This is a genomic window from Sphingomonas sp. NIC1, from assembly GCF_001638925.1.
Classification (GTDB): domain Bacteria; phylum Pseudomonadota; class Alphaproteobacteria; order Sphingomonadales; family Sphingomonadaceae; genus Sphingomonas; species Sphingomonas aquatilis.
In genome coordinates, this window is the sequence record NZ_CP015521.1 from 1146413 (window position 1) to 1166655 (window position 20243).

23 protein-coding genes are annotated in these 20243 nt (G+C 70.7%); 3 read left to right on the forward strand and 20 right to left on the reverse strand.

Annotated features, from left to right (window positions below):
- Window position 1: 1 nt before the first annotated feature.
- The 15 genes from A7E77_RS05540 to A7E77_RS05610 form a co-directional block, all read right to left on the reverse strand.
- A complete protein-coding gene (locus A7E77_RS05540; RefSeq protein WP_063686481.1) occupies window positions 2–2134 on the reverse strand; it encodes a phage tail protein in 2133 nt (710 codons plus the stop codon).
- Window positions 2135–2535: 401 nt separating this feature from the next.
- On the reverse strand, window positions 2536–3333 hold the full coding sequence (locus A7E77_RS05545) for a DUF2163 domain-containing protein (RefSeq protein WP_063686483.1): 798 nt from the start codon (window positions 3331–3333) through the stop codon (window positions 2536–2538).
- On the reverse strand, window positions 3330–5594 hold the full coding sequence (locus A7E77_RS05550; RefSeq protein ID WP_063686485.1) for a DUF2460 domain-containing protein: 2265 nt from the start codon (window positions 5592–5594) through the stop codon (window positions 3330–3332). Before A7E77_RS05550 ends, A7E77_RS05545 begins: the two co-directional genes overlap by 4 nt.
- Before the next feature lie 184 nt (window positions 5595–5778).
- Window positions 5779–6321, reverse strand: a complete 543-nt coding sequence (locus tag A7E77_RS05555) for a hypothetical protein (protein ID WP_063686487.1) — start codon at window positions 6319–6321, stop codon at window positions 5779–5781.
- The gene (locus A7E77_RS05560; RefSeq protein ID WP_063686488.1) at window positions 6314–6502 is read right to left on the reverse strand and encodes a phage tail assembly chaperone; all 189 of its coding nucleotides are present in this window, start codon (window positions 6500–6502) and stop codon (window positions 6314–6316) included. Before A7E77_RS05560 ends, A7E77_RS05555 begins: the two co-directional genes overlap by 8 nt.
- Window positions 6503–6513: 11 nt before the next feature.
- Entirely contained in the window at window positions 6514–6843 is a 330-nt protein-coding gene (locus A7E77_RS05565; RefSeq protein ID WP_078462236.1) for a gene transfer agent family protein, read from the reverse strand.
- Complete coding sequence (locus tag A7E77_RS05570; RefSeq protein ID WP_043061186.1) at window positions 6840–7247, reverse strand: phage major tail protein, TP901-1 family; 408 nt, start codon at window positions 7245–7247, stop codon at window positions 6840–6842. The genes A7E77_RS05565 and A7E77_RS05570 overlap by 4 nt, the downstream gene beginning before the upstream one ends.
- 13 nt (window positions 7248–7260) lie before the next feature.
- On the reverse strand, window positions 7261–7641 hold the full coding sequence (locus A7E77_RS05575; protein WP_063686490.1) for a DUF3168 domain-containing protein: 381 nt from the start codon (window positions 7639–7641) through the stop codon (window positions 7261–7263).
- Window positions 7638–8132 (reverse strand): hypothetical protein, encoded by a 495-nt coding sequence (locus tag A7E77_RS05580; protein WP_192930022.1) that lies wholly within the window; start codon window positions 8130–8132, stop codon window positions 7638–7640. Before A7E77_RS05580 ends, A7E77_RS05575 begins: the two co-directional genes overlap by 4 nt.
- A 141-nt stretch (window positions 8133–8273) precedes the next feature.
- On the reverse strand, window positions 8274–9275 hold the full coding sequence (locus tag A7E77_RS05585; RefSeq protein ID WP_063686494.1) for a phage major capsid protein: 1002 nt from the start codon (window positions 9273–9275) through the stop codon (window positions 8274–8276).
- 55 nt (window positions 9276–9330) lie between these two features.
- The gene (locus tag A7E77_RS05590) at window positions 9331–9693 is read right to left on the reverse strand and encodes an HK97 family phage prohead protease (protein ID WP_063686496.1); all 363 of its coding nucleotides are present in this window, start codon (window positions 9691–9693) and stop codon (window positions 9331–9333) included.
- Window positions 9690–10010, reverse strand: a complete 321-nt coding sequence (locus A7E77_RS05595) for a DUF6127 family protein (RefSeq protein WP_063686498.1) — start codon at window positions 10008–10010, stop codon at window positions 9690–9692. Before A7E77_RS05595 ends, A7E77_RS05590 begins: the two co-directional genes overlap by 4 nt.
- Window positions 10007–11110, reverse strand: coding sequence for a phage portal protein (locus tag A7E77_RS05600; RefSeq protein WP_063686500.1), 1104 nt, complete (start codon window positions 11108–11110; stop codon window positions 10007–10009). The genes A7E77_RS05595 and A7E77_RS05600 overlap by 4 nt, the downstream gene beginning before the upstream one ends.
- Before the next feature lie 182 nt (window positions 11111–11292).
- Entirely contained in the window at window positions 11293–12618 is a 1326-nt protein-coding gene (locus tag A7E77_RS05605) for a DNA-packaging protein (protein ID WP_063686502.1), read from the reverse strand.
- Window positions 12615–13106, reverse strand: a complete 492-nt coding sequence (locus A7E77_RS05610) for a hypothetical protein (RefSeq protein WP_063686504.1) — start codon at window positions 13104–13106, stop codon at window positions 12615–12617. The genes A7E77_RS05605 and A7E77_RS05610 overlap by 4 nt, the downstream gene beginning before the upstream one ends.
- Window positions 13107–13378: 272 nt before the next feature.
- Here A7E77_RS05610 and A7E77_RS05615 point away from each other — a divergent pair, with 272 nt between their 5' ends.
- Window positions 13379–14086 carry a PAS domain S-box protein gene (locus A7E77_RS05615; RefSeq protein WP_063686506.1) on the forward strand — a complete coding sequence of 236 codons (708 nt, stop codon included), beginning with the start codon at window positions 13379–13381 and terminating at the stop codon, window positions 14084–14086.
- Between the two features lie 9 nt (window positions 14087–14095).
- Here A7E77_RS05615 and A7E77_RS18215 read toward each other — a convergent pair whose 3' ends face one another.
- The 4 genes from A7E77_RS18215 to A7E77_RS05635 all read right to left on the reverse strand — a co-directional run bounded on the left by A7E77_RS18215 (window position 14096) and on the right by A7E77_RS05635 (window position 16220).
- The gene (locus A7E77_RS18215) at window positions 14096–14293 is read right to left on the reverse strand and encodes a hypothetical protein (protein WP_226341865.1); all 198 of its coding nucleotides are present in this window, start codon (window positions 14291–14293) and stop codon (window positions 14096–14098) included.
- 204 nt (window positions 14294–14497) lie between these two features.
- A complete protein-coding gene (locus A7E77_RS05625) occupies window positions 14498–14683 on the reverse strand; it encodes a hypothetical protein (RefSeq protein ID WP_017980078.1) in 186 nt (61 codons plus the stop codon).
- A gap of 83 nt (window positions 14684–14766) precedes the next feature.
- Complete coding sequence (dapF, locus tag A7E77_RS05630) at window positions 14767–15720, reverse strand: diaminopimelate epimerase (RefSeq protein ID WP_063686510.1); 954 nt, start codon at window positions 15718–15720, stop codon at window positions 14767–14769.
- A 68-nt stretch (window positions 15721–15788) separates the two neighbouring features.
- Window positions 15789–16220 carry a DUF6456 domain-containing protein gene (locus A7E77_RS05635; protein ID WP_063689746.1) on the reverse strand — a complete coding sequence of 144 codons (432 nt, stop codon included), beginning with the start codon at window positions 16218–16220 and terminating at the stop codon, window positions 15789–15791.
- Window positions 16221–16313: 93 nt separating this feature from the next.
- On the opposite strand from A7E77_RS05635, the gene A7E77_RS05640 reads away from it, so the two are divergent.
- Window positions 16314–16877 carry a helix-turn-helix domain-containing protein gene (locus A7E77_RS05640; protein WP_063686512.1) on the forward strand — a complete coding sequence of 188 codons (564 nt, stop codon included), beginning with the start codon at window positions 16314–16316 and terminating at the stop codon, window positions 16875–16877.
- Between the two features lie 185 nt (window positions 16878–17062).
- Entirely contained in the window at window positions 17063–18910 is a 1848-nt protein-coding gene (locus A7E77_RS05645; RefSeq protein ID WP_063686514.1) for an ABC-F family ATP-binding cassette domain-containing protein, read from the forward strand.
- An 18-nt stretch (window positions 18911–18928) separates the two neighbouring features.
- On the opposite strand, the gene A7E77_RS05650 is transcribed toward A7E77_RS05645, so the two are convergent.
- On the reverse strand, window positions 18929–20020 hold the full coding sequence (locus A7E77_RS05650) for an esterase-like activity of phytase family protein (protein WP_078462237.1): 1092 nt from the start codon (window positions 20018–20020) through the stop codon (window positions 18929–18931).
- Between the last annotated feature and the right edge of the window lie 223 nt (window positions 20021–20243).

A 20243-nucleotide genomic window follows, 5' to 3' on the forward strand; every position in this document is an offset into this window, starting at 1 on the left:
ATCAAGCTCCCAGATCGGAAAATGTCAGGTGCGCCGGCGACGAGACCGCGAGCGTTCCCTGTTGCACGACGGTGACGACGGCACCGGCATCGCCTGCCTCGATCGACAGCGTTGGCGCCGTCGTCTCGACGCTGCGCACGCCGCCATCCGGCCGCGCGATCGTCACGCGATAGCGTTCGCTCTCTTCCCCCACGGCCGCGTCGAGCCCATCGCGCCAGGTCCATCCCGCGCGACTGCGCCGGATCCAGCCCAGCCGCCGCCCGCCGTCCGCATCGCGCTGCAGCCCCAGATGCACCGGCGATGGCGGCGCCACGGACGCGCCGGTCACGATCACCGCGGCGGTGGCGGGCGCGGCGGCATCGCCCACCCCGCTGGCCATCAGCCGCACGCGCCGCCCGATCGCCGTCACCGGCAGGTCGATCGTCGCCACCGCATCGCGTTCGATCAGCGCAAAGCGATCGCCCGGCCGCTGCGTACCGATCGCCGCCTCGGTTCCCAGCACGCCCCGTCGCAGCCCGGTCAACGCCCAGCGCCCCGCACCCATCGGCTCGGCAACCGCGAACCGGATCAATTCGTCGCCGACCAGCGCAAGGTTGCCACCCTGCGCCAGCCGCGTCGCGTCGGCATCGCCGAGCACCATGTCCGCCCGCATCAGCCGCACGATCAGCCGGCTGCGCGAATCGATCAGCCAGGGAGACGCCACCTCCGGCACCCCCTCGATCACCCCGATCGTCGCCGGCGCCGCCGTCCCGCCCGTACCCATCCAGCTGGCGCCATCGTCGAGGCTGTAGAGCAGCGCAGCCTGTCGCCACCCCGCCCCCTCACCACAAGCCAAAACCGACACCCGCGGCTGGCTTAGCGGCGTATCCTCCAGCCCCGGCCATTCCGCGGCGACCAGCAGCGTCCGGCCTATGCGCATGTCCGCCGCCGCCGCGACCGTCCCGCTGCTCGCCCGCATCGACAGCGCGGCCGGCGCGAGCGGCACCAGGTCCAGCGTCGTCGCCAGCCCCGCCATCGTTGCCTGCGCCACGCGCCACCGCCCCGCCTCTCCGGCGATCGTCACGATCGCACCCGGCGCAATCCCCAGCCCTTCGCGCCCCAGCGTCACCCGCCGCTGCGTCCGCTCGCTCTCGCTCCGCGCCAGCAGCGCCGCCGCCACGCGCTTCGCCTCACTCGCGTCTAGCACCGCCGGCAGATCGACGCGATCGACCGCCTGGCCCGCCCCCGGCCGCCGCACGCGCTGCACGCCGATCTGATAGTCCCGCGCCGGGTCATGATGCGCCACCGCCACCTCTCGCGCGGTTCCGCCCGCCGCCGCGACGCTGCGCCTGCGCTCCTTGCCGGTATCGGCGATCGCCACCGCCGCCCCGCCGGCATCGCTCCGCACCAGCGTCGCGCCCTCGGCCCGCCACCAGCCGCCATCGATCGTCGTCAGCGTCTCCAGCACGCCGCGCACGCTCGCGCCCGACGCGGCAAAGCCACCCAGCATCACCCCGCCGCCGCCACGCACCTCCGGCGCCAGCGCTGCCGCCACCGCCCCGCTCGCCACCGGCGCCGCATCGGCCTCCACCTCGAAGGTCAGCGACGGGATGCGGTTGCCGTAATCGGCCAGCTGCATCCCCTCGAACACCGCATAGGCGATGCCACGATACGCCGGCACCGTCCCCAGGGCCGAAGCGATCAGCGGATCGACCACCTGATCCTCCGCCCCGGTGTGCAGACGGAACCCCGTCACGCTCTTCCAGTCGCCCGCCGCGCCGCGCAGCAGCTTGCCCTCCGCCCAGATCCGCCGCACGCTGCGGATCGGTCGCGCCGACAGCGCCACGGCGAAGGACACGCTATAACTATAGGTGTTGGTCCCCGGCTGGCCCTTGCCGCCGCGGCTGGTCGTGCGCGTCTCGATCAGGTCGGTCGACCAGATCACCGTCCCCGCCACCCGGATCGTGCCGAACAATTTCGGGATCGGCGTGCCATAGCTCGACGTCTGCACCGACAGGTCGCTCAGCCGCGGCCCCTCGCGCGTCGCGCCGCGGAACAACCGCCCGTCGATCGCCTGCCCCGCCAGCGCACCCAGCGCACCCCCGATCGGTCCGCCGATCGCCCGCCCGACCGTCGTCAGCACCAGCGTCGCCATCCGCCCCTCCGTTGATATAGCGCCATGCCCCGATCAGCGGCCACTCCGCCGCCCCCGGTCGCTCGACCACACGGCGCAATCCCGCATCGGCATGGACGAAACCCGCCGCCGTCTTCACCGCGCCATGAATCTGCCCCGGCCCCACCGCGAACAGCAGCACATCGCCCGCTCGCCTTCCGTCACCCCGCGCCAGCATCGCATCGAAGCCCGCCGCTACCACCGCCGGATCGCCGCCGCGCAGGGGATAGCCGCTCGGCACCTCCCCCTCCCAGCCCGCCGCCCGCAGCGCCGCCGCGATCACCCCGATGCAATCGAGCCCATGCAAAGCATCCCGCCCGTGCAACCGGAACCTAGCCCCGACCAAGGCCAGCGCCGCGGCCGCAACCGCATCCGCCGCGTCCTCATCCACCGGGATAGCGCGTCAGCAGGTCGATCCCCGGCAGATGCGGCTCGCCGCGAAAGTTCGCACCATTGCCGAACCGCGCGACACAGGTGGAGAAGCTCTTGTCGCACCCGTCGCTCACCTCGACCAACGTCCCCGCCGCCACAGCAAAAGCGGGCGCCGCGCGCAGCGTCACCGTCGCGCCGTCCGACGCATCGATACCCTGCGACAGCCCCGCATTGCCGCCGCCGAACCAGCGCAGCACGCCGCCTGCATAGGCCCCCGCCACCGGCTCGCCCGCGTCCAGCGTCACCACCCGCTCGACCGTCGACACCACCCGCGCGAACCGCCGCCGCCCCGCCATGGCGACGCGGCAGCGAGCATCGCCCAGATCCGCGCGGCATTCGGCGGACGTTTCCTCCACCACCGCGCGCGCCAGCGCCGCGCTGACGCCCGCCAGCTCCGCGGTAAAGCCATGGTCGGTCAGCTCGACCGCGCCGATGCGCCCCTCGCCCAGCTCGGCCAGCCGCGCGCCCGTCTCCCAGTCGACCGCGAACACCCGCACCCGCGCCCCGTCCCAGCGCCCGGCGAGCAGATCCGCCTCGCCGATCGCCGCGCTGGTCAGCGCCCCGCCGATATCCATCGTGTCCGCCTCCAGCCCATCGGAGCGCTCGATCGCGGACGGCACCATGCCCGGCGCCGCGCGGTGGATCAGACCGTCGACGGTCACATCGCGATCATGCGTCGTCAGCCCGATCGCGACCCCGTCGCGTCGCTCCACCCGCCAGCACAGCGCGATGCACGACAGCGCGCTCACCCGCGCACCTCGATCAGCGGCACCGACACTGCCTCCCCCGCCAGGAAGGTCGATCGCGCCACCCGCAACCGATCCTCGGCAAAGCGCACCATCACGTCGAAGGTGAAGCTCGCCCGCACCACCGCGCCCTTGGCCGGCGCCGTGTCGAGCACCACCACGCCATCGGCCTCGACGCTGAAGCCCTGCGTCGCCGTGCCATCCACGCTGATCCGCACGCTGCCCGTCACCGGCCGGACGATCCGCCGCGTCGCCGCGCCATAATGGCGAACCAGCTCGAACCGCCGCGTCGTGCCGTCGCCCGTCCCGATCACCTCGTCCACGCCGCTCGCATCGAACGGATCGCGCAGCCGGAAGGCGCGCGCCGGCCCCATCCGCGCGCGGAAGAAGGCAAGCAGCGTCGCGATGTCGGCCTCGGACCGTATGCCCGGCCCGACGTCGTAGCTCGTCCGCGCCTCCGCCCAGCCCGCGCTGCGCTGCTCCGCGCCGCCCGCCGCGGTCAGGATCGCGGTGGAAAAGGCCGGCGCCACCTCCGCCTCGCGTCCCAGCGCCAGCGGAAACAGCACGTCGTCATAGTCCTGCATATCTGCCTCTCCTTCGAAGCGGACGAAGCCATCGCGCATCACCTGCGGCAGCGCCCACAGCACCACCGACGCGACGCCGCGCGTCCGCGCCACCTGTCCCGCGGTTTCGATCAGCGCCCATTGCGCCGCCTGGTCGGGGCGCAGCACGAAGCCAGACAGATAATGCTGCCGGTCACGCGGATAGCCCAATCGCGCCTCCGCCGCGGCGACGCCCCGCGCGGTCGCGGCGGCATCGCCCTCCGTCACCCAGTCGTAATCCTCCAGCTGCAGCACGTCGAAGGCGGGATACGCCCAGCCCAGCGGCATGTTGGCGCGCTTCAACTCCGGCGCCGCGCGATCGAGCACCGTCGGCAGATAGGTGAGCAGCAGCGTCTGTGCCTCCGGAAACGCCGCCTTCACCCATCCCGCCAGCGCCGCGGTCGAGGCCGCCAGCGCCGCCCCCGCCCGATCCATCGTCGCGCGCTGACTGGCGTCCATGGTCCCACGCACGCTCGGAATCGCCACCGGCGCCAGCGCCGCCACGGCCGCGGCGTCGTACAGGCACGGCCGACCGTCCGGCATCGTCCACCACCACGGCTCGCCGATCTGGAACTTCGGCCGCAATCCCGCCGCGACCCCGATCCCGACAAAGGCCGCCGCCACCTGCCGCAGATAGGCCATCGCGTTCGTCTGGCACGGCGACAGCAGGGTCGACGGCGGCTCCCACCCGGTCAGCGCCGGCGCGCCATCGGCCGCGCGCTGCTTCCAGTCGTTCCAACAATGCGCGTCGAACAGCTCGTAGCTCAGCGACCAGATGACGTCATAGCCCAGCGCCTTCGCGCGCATCGCAAAGTCGCGATGCCACGCTGCGCACGCCACGTTCAGCACGCCGCCGGTCAGCCCGACATAAAAGCCGCCGTACAGCGCATCGAGCCGGAAATAATGGCTCATCCCGACATAATGCGTGATCGCCCCGCGATAACCGAGGTGCAGCGCATTGCGCAGCAGCCGCGCCGGCGTCAGGTTATAGCTGTCGTCATAGCCGCTCGCGATCTGGAAGCCGTGCTCGGGCAGCACCGCCTCGCCGATGCCGATCACCGCCCCCGGCCCCTCGCACGCGATCCCGGTCAGCTCGACCCACCCCTCCTGCGCTGCGGCCAGCGGCGCGTCGGTCTCGTCGAAATCCGGCGCGACCAGCGATACGAACATCCGGTCGACATCGCCCGCCCACACCGGGTCCGCCTCGCTCGGCAGTGCAAAGCCGCCCACGACGCTCGCAAAGTCGATCGCGACACTGGCATCCTCCGGGCTGCCGGTCGCATAATTCCACAGCCGCACATGCCAGACGCGCGCCTTGCCCGCCGCATCCCGCCCCTCGATCGTCAGCGTCGGCCCGCGGATCGCGTCCAGCGGCTTCACCCCCGCCGACCGCCAGCGGAACCGAAGCCGACAGCCCCGAAAATCCCGCGCCGTCTCGTACCGCAGCAGCGGATGGTCGAACCGATCCTCCGCCTCCCAGATCAGCCCGGCCAGATCGCTCCGCCGATAGAAGACCGCATCCACCCGTAGCGCATCCGGCGCCGGATTGGTCACCGCCGCCATCATCGGCCGCGGGAAATTGACTGTCCAAAACCGCGGATCGAACCGGCTGAGCACCCCCGCCTCCTGCTCCACCCGCTGCGAACACAGCCAATGCGCCATGATGATGTCTCCATAATTGGGGACGGCCGGCGAGGTTCGGAACCGCTCCCCACCCATCCCGTCACCCCGGACTCGTTCCGGGGTCCACTCCGCGGCGAGGGGGATCGCCAGAGGCTCCATCATCCCCCCGTGGCCCAGTGGACCCCGGAACGAGTCCGGGGTGACGAAGCGACACTGGCCGCCCCTACCCCTCCAACGCCGCCCGCACCGCGCGCGCCACCTGCCGGCTCGACCGCTGCAACGCCGCCGGCGCGTCCCCCGCCCCCGCCTGGACATGGATCGTCACCCGCACGTCGCGCGCTGCTGGCGGAACCGCCGCCTCCACCCGCCCGCTCGTCGTCGGCACGAACAGCTCCGGCCCGCGCTCTCCGACGACATAGCCGCGACCCGGCGTCACCGGCCCGCCCGTCGCCCGCCCCGGCAACCCACCGAGCAACCCGGCCAGCACGCCGCCGATCGACCCGCTGCCCGCCGCCGCCTGCACCCCGCCACGCACCGCCGCGCGCGCGATCTCCGCCAGCACCCCCAGCGCGGTCGCCTTCAGGTCGTCGAACCCGAACTGCCCGGTCCGCGCCGCGCGCAGCAGCGCGCGTTCGATCGACTGCCCCGCGTGCTCGGCGCCCGCGCCCAGCTCGCCCTCCAGCGTCGCGCGCATCGTCTCCACCTCGCGCGCGAAGCCCGCGGTGTCGGCGCGCACGCCCACCGCCATCCGCTCCACCTCATCCATCGGGATCGGCCCTCCGCATCGCGGCGATCGTCGCGGTATCGGGCGGCGTCACCGCCGCCGCACCGCCACCGCTCGCCGCCGTCACCACCGCCGCCAGTTCGGCCGGCGTCGCCCGCCAGAAGGCATCGGGCGTCCAGCCCAATGCCGCCCCGGCAAAGCCCGCCAGCCGCACCGCACTCATCCGGAAATCGCTCACCGCCCGGCCAGGATCTGGCCGAGCAGCACGCGCAGCACCGGCGTCAGCTTGGCGAGCCCCAGCGCCGCCAACGCCTCGCCCAGCACCTCGCGCGTCACCTCTTCCGGCACCTCGCGCAGGCAGTGCCAGAACAGCGCGACCAGTTCGCCGAACCCCAGCTTCCCCGCCGCCGCGCGCTCGACCAGGGCGAACAACGGCCCCAGCTCCGCCTCCGCCGCGACCAAAGCCTGAAAGCTCGGCCTGAGCACCAGGTCGCAGCCGTTGACCCGTACCGCGCATTCCCCGCGCGCTTCGTTGGCGGGGCGCGCCTCGTTGGCGCCGCTCATGCCGCCACCACCGGGCCAGAGCTTTCCAGCGCGATCGTGTAGGATCGCTCGCCATTGAAATCGCCGGCATAATCCAGCCGCGTCACCAGGAACCGGCCGGTCATGCTCTCGCCGCTCTCGAAGCTCAGCCGATAATCATCGATCGTACCGCCGAGCGCGCTCGCCTTGATCCGCGTTTCCGCCGCCGATCCGGTGAACACGCCCGCGCCGCTCACGCTGACGCTGCGCACGCCCGCGCCCGACAGCAGCTGCCGCCAGCCGCCCGAATCCTTCGTCGTCACCACCACCGCTTCGCCGTTGACGCTCAATTGCGTCGTGCGCAGCCCCGCCACCGTCGCGAAGGCCGGCGTCGCCGCCCCATCGCCGACCTTCAGCAGGAACGCACTGCCCCGTTCCACCGCCATCACGATTCTCCTGTTATTGAACCCGGTACATCCGCACCGCGAACTCGCTCGACGCGACCCAGCGATCGCCCTTGCCGCGCTGGATCCGGCTCTTGGTCAGCCGCAGCCCGGTGAGCTGCCACCCTTCGCCCAGGCCTCGCGGCACGCCCGCCGCCGCCGTTTCGACCGCACCGACCAGCGCGCGCAGCCGCGCCGGGCTCTCGCCCGTGTCGACATAGTCGACCGCGATCGTGCCGGTCCGCCCGCTCACCCCAGCGGCATCGCTGGCGCCCAGCACCGCCTCGCCGAGCACCGCGACCGGCATCGCCGCCCGCGCCGTCGGCGCGTCGAACACCCGGCATGTCGCCTTGAGGTGTGCCAGCACCGCGGCATGCAGCACCATCCCTGCGCTCATGCCCGCACCTCCACGCCCAGCCGCATCCGCCGATACGGCCGCCACAGCGCCGCCACCGCCGCGGGCGGCATGGCATCGCCGTCGCGCCGCTCGAACAGATGCGCCGCCAGCAGCACCACGCCCTGCATCACCGCCTCGGGCAGCGCCTCCCACGCCGCCGCGAGTCCCGCCGAATAGCGCACCACGATCTCGCCGCCGTCGACCCTCACCCAGCCGACCCCGCCCGCATCGATATCGATCCCCAGCCCGCTGCCGCCGGTGATCCCACGCACCGGCATCGCCGCCAGCCGCTGCCACCCGGCGCGCGGCCGCATCCGCTCCTCACAGTCACGCGCCACCAGCATCTGCCCGCAGAACGCCTCCGCCAGCCCCAGCGCCGTGCCGCTCGCGCGCAGCAGCACCGCATCGGGCGCCTCGCCGATCCGCAAATAGGTCGCCGTCGCAGCCGCCGCGTTCGCGACCGCCGCAGCCGGCATCGCCGCCGCTCCCATCCCGCTCTCCTTTAAGAGGGCGGTTCCGGCCCGCTCCCCCTCCCGACCACCCACACGGTATCCTGATGGGTGGCCGGGAGGGGGAGCGGGCCGGAACCGCTTAAAAATTCGCTCTTCCGCGAATTTTCTTTCAGACAGCCATCAGGCGGTGGCGATCTTCATCAGCTTGATCGCCGCGCTGTCCGCGACGCAGCCGCCGACGCGCTTGGTCGCGTAGAAGCTGACGAACGGCTTGTTGCTGTACGGATCGCGCAGGATCGCCGTCTCGCCACGTTCGGCGATCAGATAGCCCGCCTGGAAGTTGCCGAAGGCGATGCTCAGCGCGTTGGCGGCAATGTCGGGCATGTCCTCCGCCTCGACCACCGGATAGCCGAGCAGCGTCGCGGGCTGCCCCGCCGCCAGGCTCGGCTGCCACAGCGGCATGTCGTCCGCGGTCTTGAACTTGCGGATGCGCGCCAGCGTATTGGCGTTCATCACGAAGCTCGCACCCTGCCGGTATGGCGCGCGCAGGCTATGCACCAGATCGAGCAGCCGCTCGTCCGGCGCCGCGCCGAAATCCTCCGCCGCGCCCGACGGCAGATATTGCAGCGTCCCCAGCGGCCGCGTGGCATCCTTGGCGGTGGATACCGGCGCGGTCAGGAACCCCTTGGGCCGGTTGACGCCATTGCCGCCGACGAATGCCGCCCCTTCCGCGCGCGCGAACTCGGTCGCGATCTCGCCGGCCAGCCACGCCTCGACGTCGAACGCCACATCGTCCAGCATCGCCTGGCTGGCGGAGGGGTTGGCGTACAGCTCGCCCATCGGCGGCACCAATTCGGCGAATACCGGGCTCGCGGTCTCCGGCCGCGCCGCCGTCTCCGCCGCCCAGCCCGATGGCGTGCCGCCGGTGGTGATCAGCTTGCGATAGCCCGCCGACCCCACCGTCACCACGTTGGCGATCGCGCGGATCGGCGAAATGCCCTTCAGCACCCGCGCGATCTCGCCGTCCACCTCACGCGGCACGGCATAGCCGCCGGCGTCGCCGGTGACGCCGGTAAAGGCCTTCATCTCCAGCACCGTCCCCGTCCGCACGAAGCCCGCGAACGCCCCGTCCGTCTGCTCCACCCGCGCGCCATCCAGCGCCGGCCTTTCGACCACGTCCATACGTCTTCTCCTCGTTGAAACACGTTTGAGGGGCGGTGCCGGCGCCCGACCGAAATCAGCCGACCTGCGTGATCCGCGCGTGCGGCTGCATCGGCACCGCCACCAGACTGACCTCGGCCAGAGCCACGCGCAGCAGTTCGCGCCGCGCACCCTGCCGCACCACCAGAGGGCGGTAGCCGACCGACAACCCATCGACCGCGCGCGCCGTCACCAGCCGCGCAACCTCCGCATCGTCGATCACCCCTTCGACCCGCAGTCCGCGCGCATCTTCAGCCAAAACGTCGATCCGCCCCACCGCGCGCCCACGATGCTGCCACAGCAACGGCACCGGCCCGGCGCCCGCAAAGGCCCCCGACCGCACCACATCTCCTGCCCGATCGACGCGATCGAACACCGCGGCGTATCCAGCGAACCTCACTCCAGCCACCCGCCGAACCCCAGCTTCACCGCCAGCCCCGTCAGCAGCAGCGCGCCCGCCAGCCGCACGCACCATCCCGCCGCCGCCTTCCACGCCGACCGTTTGGCATCGCGCCACGCCCCCAGCAGCTCGCGCAGCTCGGCCAAGTCGCTCCGCGCCGCCTCGTCGCTGAGGCCCAGCCTGGTCAGCGCACGCATCGCCGACAGCTCGCCCGCTTCCTCGGCGATGCCGCGCATCGTCGCCAGGTCCGCGCCCTCGCGCGCCGCCTGCGCCATCAGCTGCGCGAGCACCCCCGTATCCTGTGCCGGCCCGCTCATGCCCCCACTCCCAGCATCGCCCGCTTCTCCTCGACGCTCAGGAAATCAGCGCCCGATACGCTGCGCCACAGTCGCTCGCGATCCTCCGCCAGCGCCGGCACGCGATCCAGATTGACCGACAGCTTCGCCCCCTCGAACCAGCCCCCCAGCCCTTGCGCCAAGGCGGTCAGAATCGTCCCCGCCAGCGGCAACACCGTCAGCCGCCACAGCGCCCGGTTCGCCTCGCGATAATTGGCGTAGGTCGCGTCGCCCGGCAGGCCGAGCAGCATCGGCGGCACCCCAAACGCCAGCGCGATCTCGCGCGCCGCCGCCGCCTTCAGCCCGACGAAATCCATGTCGGCCGGCGACAGCGACAGCGCCTGCCACTTGAGCCCGCCTTCCAGCAGCATCGGCCGCCCGGCGTTGGTCGCGCCCGAGAACCCCGCCTCCATCTCCGCCTTCAGCCGCTCGAACTGTTCCGCCGACAGCGCCGCGCCATCGCCCGGATCGTACACCAAGGCACCCGACGGCCGCGCCGCATTGTCGAGCAGCGCCTTGTTCCACTTGCCCGCCGCATTGTGGACCGCGACCGCCCCGGCGGCGGCACCCAGGCACCCCATGCCGTAATGATCGTCGATCGGATTGAAGCTGCGGACATGCATCACATCCGGCCGCGGCCCCTCGGCATCCAGCCGCACCCGCCGCTCGCCCACCGCATAGCGATAGGCGGTCGGCCACCCGCCCGCGTCCACCTCGACGCTGACCCGCTCGGGCCGCAACGCATAGAGCGCGCCGATTTGCCCCTCGGCATCGCGCAGCACCTGGACATAGGCGTTGCCGTGTAACAGCAGCTGCGCCGCCACCGCCTCCAGCAGCACCTGCCCGCCCGATCGCGCCGCCAGCAACGCCATCATGTCGGGCACGCTCGCCACCACAGGCGCACCCGCCACGCTTTCGGCCACCAGCTTCACCGCCCGCTGCGCGATCGCATTGCCCGCATAGGCCTCGCGCACCTGCGCCTCATAGCTGCGCGGCCACTCCCCCAAGGCCACCCCCGCACCGCCACGCGACAACGCCGGCCGCGCGCCCTCACGCAGCCCCTTCCGCCCGAACAACCACATGTTGAATCTCCCGTAATGCCGTTCCGGCAAGGGCGAGGCCACGCCCCCTCCCTCGTCATCCCGGCGAACGCCGGGATCCATGGACGTCCGCCGCCAGCGTAGGCGCGCATCGCCGACCCCACCGCCTCCATGGATCCCGGCGTACGCCGGGATGACGAAGGGAGAAGCGAACGAAGCGGCGCCTACAGCCCCCGCACGCCCGCCTTCCCCTGCGGCCGCAGCATCAGCTCGCTCACCGCCCACACCAGCGCGTCCGCACGATCCGGCGACCGCCCCGGCCCCTGATAGCCGCCCCCGGCCACCAGCCCGCACATCTCGTCCTCCAGCGCGGCGAACCGCCCGCAATGCCGCACTCGCCCGCGCGCGTAGAGTGTCGCCACCGGCTCGGCCCGCGCCACCTTGCCCCGGCTCGCGCGCACCAGCGTCAGCGGCAGCGTCACGTCGGCGGCCATCAGCACCGATCGCACCATCGCGCCACCCTGATTGGCCTCCGCCACCACCCGGTCGGCGCGATGTTGCGCGGCGCAACCCGCCACCGCGCGCGCCCAGCCCTCGGGCGACGCGGCGGAGACGCTCGCATCGTCCAGCACATGCGCGACGCCATCGCCATCCAGCCCAACCGCGACGATCCCGCACGCATCGCCCGCCGTGCCGTCCTCCAGTCCCCCCGCCGGTGGATCGACGCCGACCACCACGCGCACCAGATCGTCGGGCACACCGCCCCGGCACGTTTCCAGCAGCGCACGCGACCACAAGGCGCTCGCCAGATCCTCGACCATCTCGCCGTCCAGTTCCTGCCGGCCCAGCGCGGTGCCGGCATAGGCCTCTTCGATATGATCGACGAACACCTGCGGCAGGAACGGATTGTCGCGCGTCGTCCCGCGCGTCTCCACCAGCCCCTTCGACCGCAGCACGCGCTTCATCAGATTGGTCGGCCGCGGCGTCGTCGTCACCAGCACGCGCGGATTGGCGCCGCGCCTGAGCCCCATCATCAGATTGTCCCACGCCGCATCGCCGCGCCGCCACTTGGCCAGCTCGTCGCACCACGCCGCGCTATGCTCGGGCCCGCGCAGCTGCTCGGGCGCATCGGCCGAATAGACATAGGCGACCGCCCCATTGGGCCAGCGCACCTCACCCTTGTGGATCGTATAGCGCGGAATCCGCCCCGTCTTGGCGACCGCGCGCAGCCCGCTCGGCCCGTCGATCATCACCCGCCGCACGTCCGCCTCGGTCGCGCCGACCAGCGCGATCGCCGCATGCTCGTCCGCCGCCAGCGTCGTCACCCATTCCGCGCCCGCGCGTGTCTTGCCGAACCCGCGCCCGGCGCGGATCAGCCAGATTCGCCAGTCCCCCTCCGGCGGCGCCTGCCCCGCCCGCGCCCACCCACCGATCCAGCGTTCGGACAGCTCGCGCCGTACGCCAAGGGGCAATTCCCGGATGAACTGTCCGCGCTCTACCTCGGTCATCGCGACCATCCTGGCGATCACGTCGATCGAACCGTCTGTCATGCGCCCTCCCCAAGGCGCTTCGCCTTCGCCGCGATATTCGACAGGCGTCGCAGGATAATCGCGTCGCTTTCCTCGCGGGTGGCGATCGTGCGGGCCGGGCCGCCACGCCATGGCTTGCCTGCGGCACGGCTGGCGCGCTGCGCCATCAGGCGCAGCGCCTTGTCCCAATCGAACGACCGGCCCTTCGTCGATTGATCAGCGCCGACGTCGGGGTCGGACGACAGGATTTGTCCGATCATGCTGATCTCGACCGACTGATACCCCGCCTCAATCGCGGCCGCCCACCCCTCGCCAAAGCGGGCGTTGGTGCGCAGCCGATAATAGACCTGCGACGGATGCAGATTGATCGTGCGGGCTGCGGCTTGGATATCGCCCGTCGCTGCGAGATGATCGAGGAACAGGCCCTCCAGGGCGATGGTCCATCGCACCCGCCTACCCCGCACCGGCAGGCGCACCACCATGACCTCGGTCGTTTCGCCGCTGTCCATGCCCCATCTCCCCACTCATTCGCCCCGGCCCCGAAACGCAAGCGGCCGAGCGCGGCGGGGATCGATCCCCGCCACCTCGGCCCGACTCGCAATTCTTCAGCGTTCCCGTTATGTACCAAATGAGCGTGACGATATCAAGCACTTTGTACCAGATAGGTTACAGCCGCCCATCCTACCGCCCGATCCCCACGGCCGGGCACAAGATATGCTACTAAGGTACAATAGTCTGACAACGGGTTTCATTTTGCCACGAAAGGCCGCTATCGTACGCTATGCCGTTTCGATCAGGACATATCGGCCATGCGCTGATCAACCGCCGCAGGGACATCGTCGACATCGACGACGGTTATGCCGCGCTTGTCGGCATCGGGCGCGATGCGGTGATCGGACGTCCGGCGAGCGAATTCGCCCATCCGACCGAACGGCTGATCGCGGACGCGTTCCTGGAGACCGCGTGGCGCGATCCCGGCCAAAAAACGCATCGCGGCACGCTGCGCTGCATGCAGGCCGATGGCGGCGTCGTCTGGATCAACGTCTCCGTCTCTCGGCTGGGCCAGGGTGACGCCGCCCTGCTCGTCCTCAGCGCCCGCCTGCTCTGCCGCCATGCCGAAACCGAATCGGTCCATAGCTATTGGCGGATGGCGCGGATGTTCCTGCAGGCGGTCAGTGGCAGCAAGCGCGCGTTCGGCCCGGCGCTGGCCGGCAATCCCGCCTGCGAGATCCTGTTGATCGCCTATCTGGCAGAGGCGGAGGCGAGCTCGGTTACCGCCGCCGAACTCGCCAAGCGGATCAGCACGTCGCAGGCGCTCGCCAACCGCTGGATCCTGGCGCTGATCGACGCGGGTTTCGCCGAGATGGAGGCGCCGGGCGCGCTCGGCCCGGCGACGCCCATTCGCCTGTCGCCGCTCGCGCTGTCGCAGATCGAGGCGCTGTTCAGCTCGCTCGGATCGGAATTGAAAGGCATGCGCGTTCCCGCCTGAGCGGCACGCTCAGCCCCGCGCCTCGCGCAACCGGCGCAAGGCCAGGCGCGCCCGCGCCAGCCACCCGACCGGCGGCGGTGGCGCCAGCGGCCGCAGCAGAGGTTCGAATTCGTGCGGTTCGAACGGCACCCGCGAGAGGTCGAGCATCAGCCCGGTGACGTCGCGGCTCAGCGTCGCATGATTGTCGGCATCGAAGGTTGCGCGCAACGCGACCGCTACCGGGTATAACTTACCCTCTGGGCCGTCATCGGCCCGCGTGCCCGTCCATACTTCCGTATCGCCCGGACCATGCCCACCGGGCGTCGGGTCTTGCGCCTCGTCCGCCATTCCTACCTCGCTCCCCTGCAACGCATGGGAATCGCGAGGGTTCACCCGGTCCGTGTCACGCCACGGGCCGGTTCGCCGCGAGGATCAGGCGGCGTCGCCCTCGTCGGCGGGCGCCGCAGCGGCATCCTCGGCCGGGCTGCCATAGCAGCGGTCCAGATAATGGTTGGCGATGATATAGTGCGCGCGCACCGCCAACGGGTGGGTGGCGCGCTGCGCCAGTTCGAGCTCGGTTTCGGCCCGGTCGTAGAAATAGTTCGAATCGTCACGCATCGTGATACTTTTCTCTAAGCGGTACAGGAGGATGCGCCCAAAAGGGCGAACCTCGCCTTCAACTGGATCAGGTCTGGGACGGGTCAGCGGCTCGCGGCGTCGGCTAACTGCGCCCAGGCGGCGATCTCCGCGTCGGCATGACCCTCAACGCGCAAGTTTCCCGCCTGCTCCGTCATAAGGTCGATGTCGACCGATCCACGCCATTCCCAGGTCGCATTGCCCGACAGGCTGACCATCGCGTCCTCGGCGACGACCGCGCGCACCAACCCGCCCTTGTTGAACACCGTGATCGGCGCGCCATAGGCCAGCCGCCCGGTCAGGCAGGCGGCGAAGCTCGACGCCGCCATCGCGCTGCCGCAGCTGTCGGTCAGCCCGACACCGCGCTCGAACGTCCGCACGAACAGATCCGCGCCGCGCACCTCGACGAACGACACGTTGGCGCGATTGGGCAACCATGCGGGTGCCGCTTCGCACCGCTCGCCCACGGCGACCAGCTCGGTCTCGTCCACGGCATCGACGAACGTCACCAGATGCGGGTTGGGCATCGATACCGCGGTGAACAATCGGTCGCTCTCCAGCGGCGGCACCACCGCCTCGACGATCCGCGGCCCGGCGCCGGTCAGCGGCCACGCCGCCGCATCCAGCCCCGCCGGCCCCGCGGTCTCGCGCACCGTATAGACACCCGGCGCCACATCGGCATCGCGCTCGACATGGGCGGTCGACGTCTTCAACGACACATCGGCGGCATCGATCCCCAGCGCCTCGAACCCCGCCCGCGCCACGCAGCGCAAGCCGTTCAAGCACGTCTCCGCCTCGCTGCCATCCGCATTGAACATGCGCATTGAAAACGCAGCGTCGCCAGCACCTTGCCCCAGCAGCAGCAACCCGTCACCGCCCACCGGCCCGCGTCGGTCGGCCAGCGCGCGGGCCACCGCCGCCCAATCCGCATCGCTCAGCGACAGCGCACGCGCGTCGATCAACGGAAAATCGTTGCCGGACCCATGGCATTTCACGAAGTCGAACCGCACTGCACCCATCCCGTCATCGGCACGTATCCGTGCCACTTATGTTCTGCTTGGCGCGCGCCCTACACCCGCGCGCGCCGTCAGGCCAGCCGGTAATGATCGGCCAGCCGATCCAGCGCCAGCGTCAGCACCAGCCGCCCCGATCGCACCGGCCAGCCTAGCGCCTTTTCCGCCACCGGCAGCGCTTCGCCCGCGCAGATCGTCCGCCACGCGATATCGGACAGGCCCTTGCCCGCCGCGTCGAGCGCCGCATCGAACCGCCGCTTCGCCGCGATCTGCGCGGTCGTCGGGTCCAGGCCTTCGCCCGCCCCGCCGTCGACGCGTGGCGACCACCGCATCGTCACCCGCGGCCCCAGCGCCGCCGTTTCGTAATCGCCGCGCAGCCGCTCGCCCGCCTCGAACTGCCGCGCGTCCACCAGCCCACGCGCCTTCAGCCACCCCAAGGGTGATTCCGCGACGTTCACCCGCACCCGTCGCGCATCGCCGATCGTCCGCTCGACCACCTCCCGCATATCCCGCGCTCCTTCGCTTTCCGAGTCGCGGGGGCTTGCCATATCGCGCACGTTGTAGGACAGCGAAATAACCACACTGGTTAGAGAGCCGCCATGATTACCGCGATCCGTCAAGTACGTAGGGCCAAGGGACTGACCCTCGAAGAGGTCGCGCAAAAGTGCGTCCCTCCAACAACCGCCCAGACGATCGGTCGTCTGGAGACGGGGACGCGGACGGTTTCGGTCGACTGGCTGAACCGCATCGCCGCGGCGCTGGAGGTCGCACCCGCCGATCTGGTGACATTGCCCGAACGCACCGCACTGCCGGTCGCCGCGACGCTCGACAGCGAGGGCACCCACGTCCCCCGCCGCGAAATGACGCTCCCCGCGCCGCAGCCGAGCAACGGCGGCATCGCCATTTCGGTGACGGGCAGCGTCGGCGATTATCGCGCTGGCGACGAAATCTGGTGCGACCTGCGCGCGCCCGACGGTTTCGCCCAGGCGCTCAACCGCGACATCCTGCTCCCCGAACCCGCCGGCCGCTTCCTCTTCGCGCGGCTCATCGGTATCGACGGCGAGGCGTTGCTCGTCCTGCCGCCCATGCCCGCCGCCCGCCCGGTCTCGATCCCCTCGCCCCCCTGGATCGCGCAAGCCGTCCGCCTGATCCGGTCGTTGTAATAGGGTTCACGCAAAGCCGCGAAGTCGCAAAGGGCGCGCGCCGCAGGCACCCTCACCGCTCACCCTGCCTTGGGCACACCGGCGGCGCCAAGCCCCACCCTCGTCGCGTCTTCGCGTCCTCGCGTGAACACCCCGCCTTCCCGCCCGCTTTAGCTGCAACGCAACATCTGCTATGGGCCTCGCCCATGCTCAACCTCAACGGCATCACCGTGCGCCTCGGCGGCCGCACGATCCTCGACGGCGCATCCGCGGCGCTGCCGCCCGGCAGCCGCGTCGGCCTGATCGGTCGCAACGGCGCCGGCAAGTCGACGCTGGTCCGCGTCATCGCCGGCATGCTGGAGCCCGACGACGGCAGCGCCGACATGCCAAAGGGCGCGCGCCTCGGCTATATCGCGCAGGAAGCCCCCTCTGGCACCGCGACGCCGTTCGACACCGTCCTCGCCGCCGACGTCGAGCGCGCCGCGCTGATGATCGAATCGGAGACGTGCGAAGACCCCGACCGGCTCGGCGACGTCTACGAGCGGCTGATCGCGATCGACGCCTACACCGCCCCCATGCGCGCCGCGCAGATCCTGCTCGGCCTCGGCTTCGACGAAGAGATGCAGCAGCGCCCGCTCGACAGCTTCTCGGGCGGCTGGAAGATGCGCGTCGCGCTCGCCGCGCTCCTCTTCTCGCAGCCCGACCTGCTGCTGCTCGACGAACCGTCGAACCACCTCGATCTCGAAGCGGTGATGTGGCTCGAGGACTTCCTCGTGAACTACAAGGCGACGATCGTCGTCGTCAGCCACGAACGCGATTTCCTCAACAACGTCGTCGACCACATCCTGCACCTGCAGAACGGCAAGATCACGCTCTATGCCGGCGGCTACGACAGCTTCGAACGCCAGCGCGCCGAGCGCATGGCACAGCTCGCCGCCGCCAAGGCGAACCAGGACGCGCAGCGCGCCAAGCTGCAGGATTACGTCGCGCGCAACTCGGCCCGCGCCTCCACCGCCAAACAGGCGCAGAGCCGGCAGAAGATGCTGGCCAAGATGCAGCCGATCGCCGAACTCGCCAACGATCCGACTTTGTCGTTCGACTTCCCCGATCCCAGCGAGCTCCGGCCCCCGCTCATCACGCTCGACATGGCGAGCGTCGGCTATGCCGACACGCCGATCCTCAAGCGCCTCAACATGCGCCTCGATCCCGACGACCGCGTCGCGCTGTTGGGCCGCAACGGCAACGGCAAGACCACGCTCGCCCGCCTGCTCGCCGCGCAGCTGACGCCGATGGACGGCGAGATGAACGCGACCGGCAAGATGAAGGTCGGCTATTTCACCCAGTACCAGGTCGAGGAGCTCGACGCCGACGACACGCCGCTCGAGCACATGACCCGTATCATGCGCGGCGCCAGCCCGGCGGCGGTGCGCGCGCAGCTCGGCCGCTTCGGCTTTTCGGGCGACAAGGCGGTGGGCAAGGTCGGCAAGATGTCGGGCGGCGAAAAGGCGCGCCTCGCCTTGGCGCTCATCACCCGTGACGCGCCGCACATGCTGATCCTCGACGAACCGACCAACCACCTCGACGTCGACGCGCGCGAGGCGCTGATCCAGGCGCTCAACGCCTATTCGGGCGCCGTCGTGCTGGTCAGCCACGATCGCCACATGCTGGAAATGACCGCCGACCGCCTCGTGCTGGTCGACGGCGGCACCGCGCAGGAATTCGACGGCAGCCTCGACGATTACATCGCCTTCGTCCTCGCGGGCGACAAGCAGCCAGAGGAGAAGGGCAAGAAGAAGGACAAGGCCAAGCCGATCGACCGCGACGCCGACAAGGCGCGCCGCAAGGCGATCCGCGACGCGGAGGCGGAGATCGCCAAGCTCACCACCGAACGCAACGCGCTCGATCGCGCCATGTTCGATCCCAAGACCGCCGAGCCGCGCTTCGCCAAGCTCGCCATGGGCGACCTGATGAAGCGCCGCGCCGACGCGCAGGACCGCATCGACGCGCTCGAAGCACAATGGCTGGAAGCAACCGAGGCGCTCGAGGCGGCGTAACTGCCGCCGACGGACCCGCTACCGCAGCGGGTCCGCCCCCGGCCAGGCGAAGGCGAGGAACTGCGTCGTCTCCTCCGGATTGAAATTGTCGTCCGCCACCAGGATCAGCGTGCGCCGCCCGTCCGACAGTCGCGGGCCCCACGCCATCCCCTCCAGATTGTCGATCAGCACCCCGTCATACCGGCCGGGCAGGTCGAGCAGCACCTCGCGCGTCATCGGCACCGCGGCGCAGCGCGGCAGCGCCGGGCACGACAGCACGTCCGTCGTATCGTCGGCGATCCGCGACAGCACGATCCGCGCGCGCACGCCCTGCCGCATGTCGAACGGCGCGACGCGCTCGATCGACAGGAAGCGCCGGTCGTCGATCGCCAGCAATTCCGACACGCTGTAGCGCGCATCCGGCACGTCATAGACATATTGGCGCAGCGGCCGCCCGGTCCGCGGATCGAAGCGGGTCAGGCGATGGAGCGCGGGCCCATTCGCCGTCCCGTCCTCATACGCCGGCACCTCATTGATCGCGAACACGCCGCCCTTGGGCGCGACCGCCAGCCCCTCCAGCACGCCGTTCGATGCCGCCCCACGCGTGCGATTGTCCGCGTAGAGATAGGCCGACGGCAAATGGTACTGCCGCAGCACACGGCCGGCCGCGTTGCTTTCGTAGATCGCCGGCTGCACCCGCAGCGCGGGATCCTCGCTCCACGTGCCCTCGGACGACCACAGGATATGCCCGTGCGCCAGATGCCGGATGCCTTCGGGATCGACGACCGCGCGGTCCATCGGGAAGCGCACGCCCCGCAGGTCGCGCAGCGGTGTCTGGCGTTCGACCTGCACCGTCATCGCGCGATGCGCCGGATCGAGCCCGATCGATAGCTGATAGAAGCGCGGCGGGCGGCCATCGCCCTTGTCGTCCGATATCGCGAGATACTGGTCACCGCGCAGCCGATCGAGCCCCGACAGTCCGCCGATCGTGATCCCGTCGAACCGGCTGTCGAACGGAATCTGCGTCGTGCCGATCAGCTCCAGGCCCGGCTCGCTGGCGACCGCCGGCCCGGCCGACAGCATCAGCGCGCCCGCCACCATCGTCATCACGGCCCGCCCTGCCCGGTTCATGTCTGCCTCCGACGCTCGTCCATTTACACGGGCCATCGCACCTGACGTCCCGGGTCGACCATGCCGCCGCATTTTGACGGTTTTGCGTCCACCGGCGCCCGGCTCTGCCACCGAGGCAGAACGTCCCCGCGCCGGCTGGGCATGCGCCTCAAGCAGTCGACACCACAGCCAAGGATGCGCACCACATATCGATGGCAACGACGGCGTTGCCTAACCAACGTAC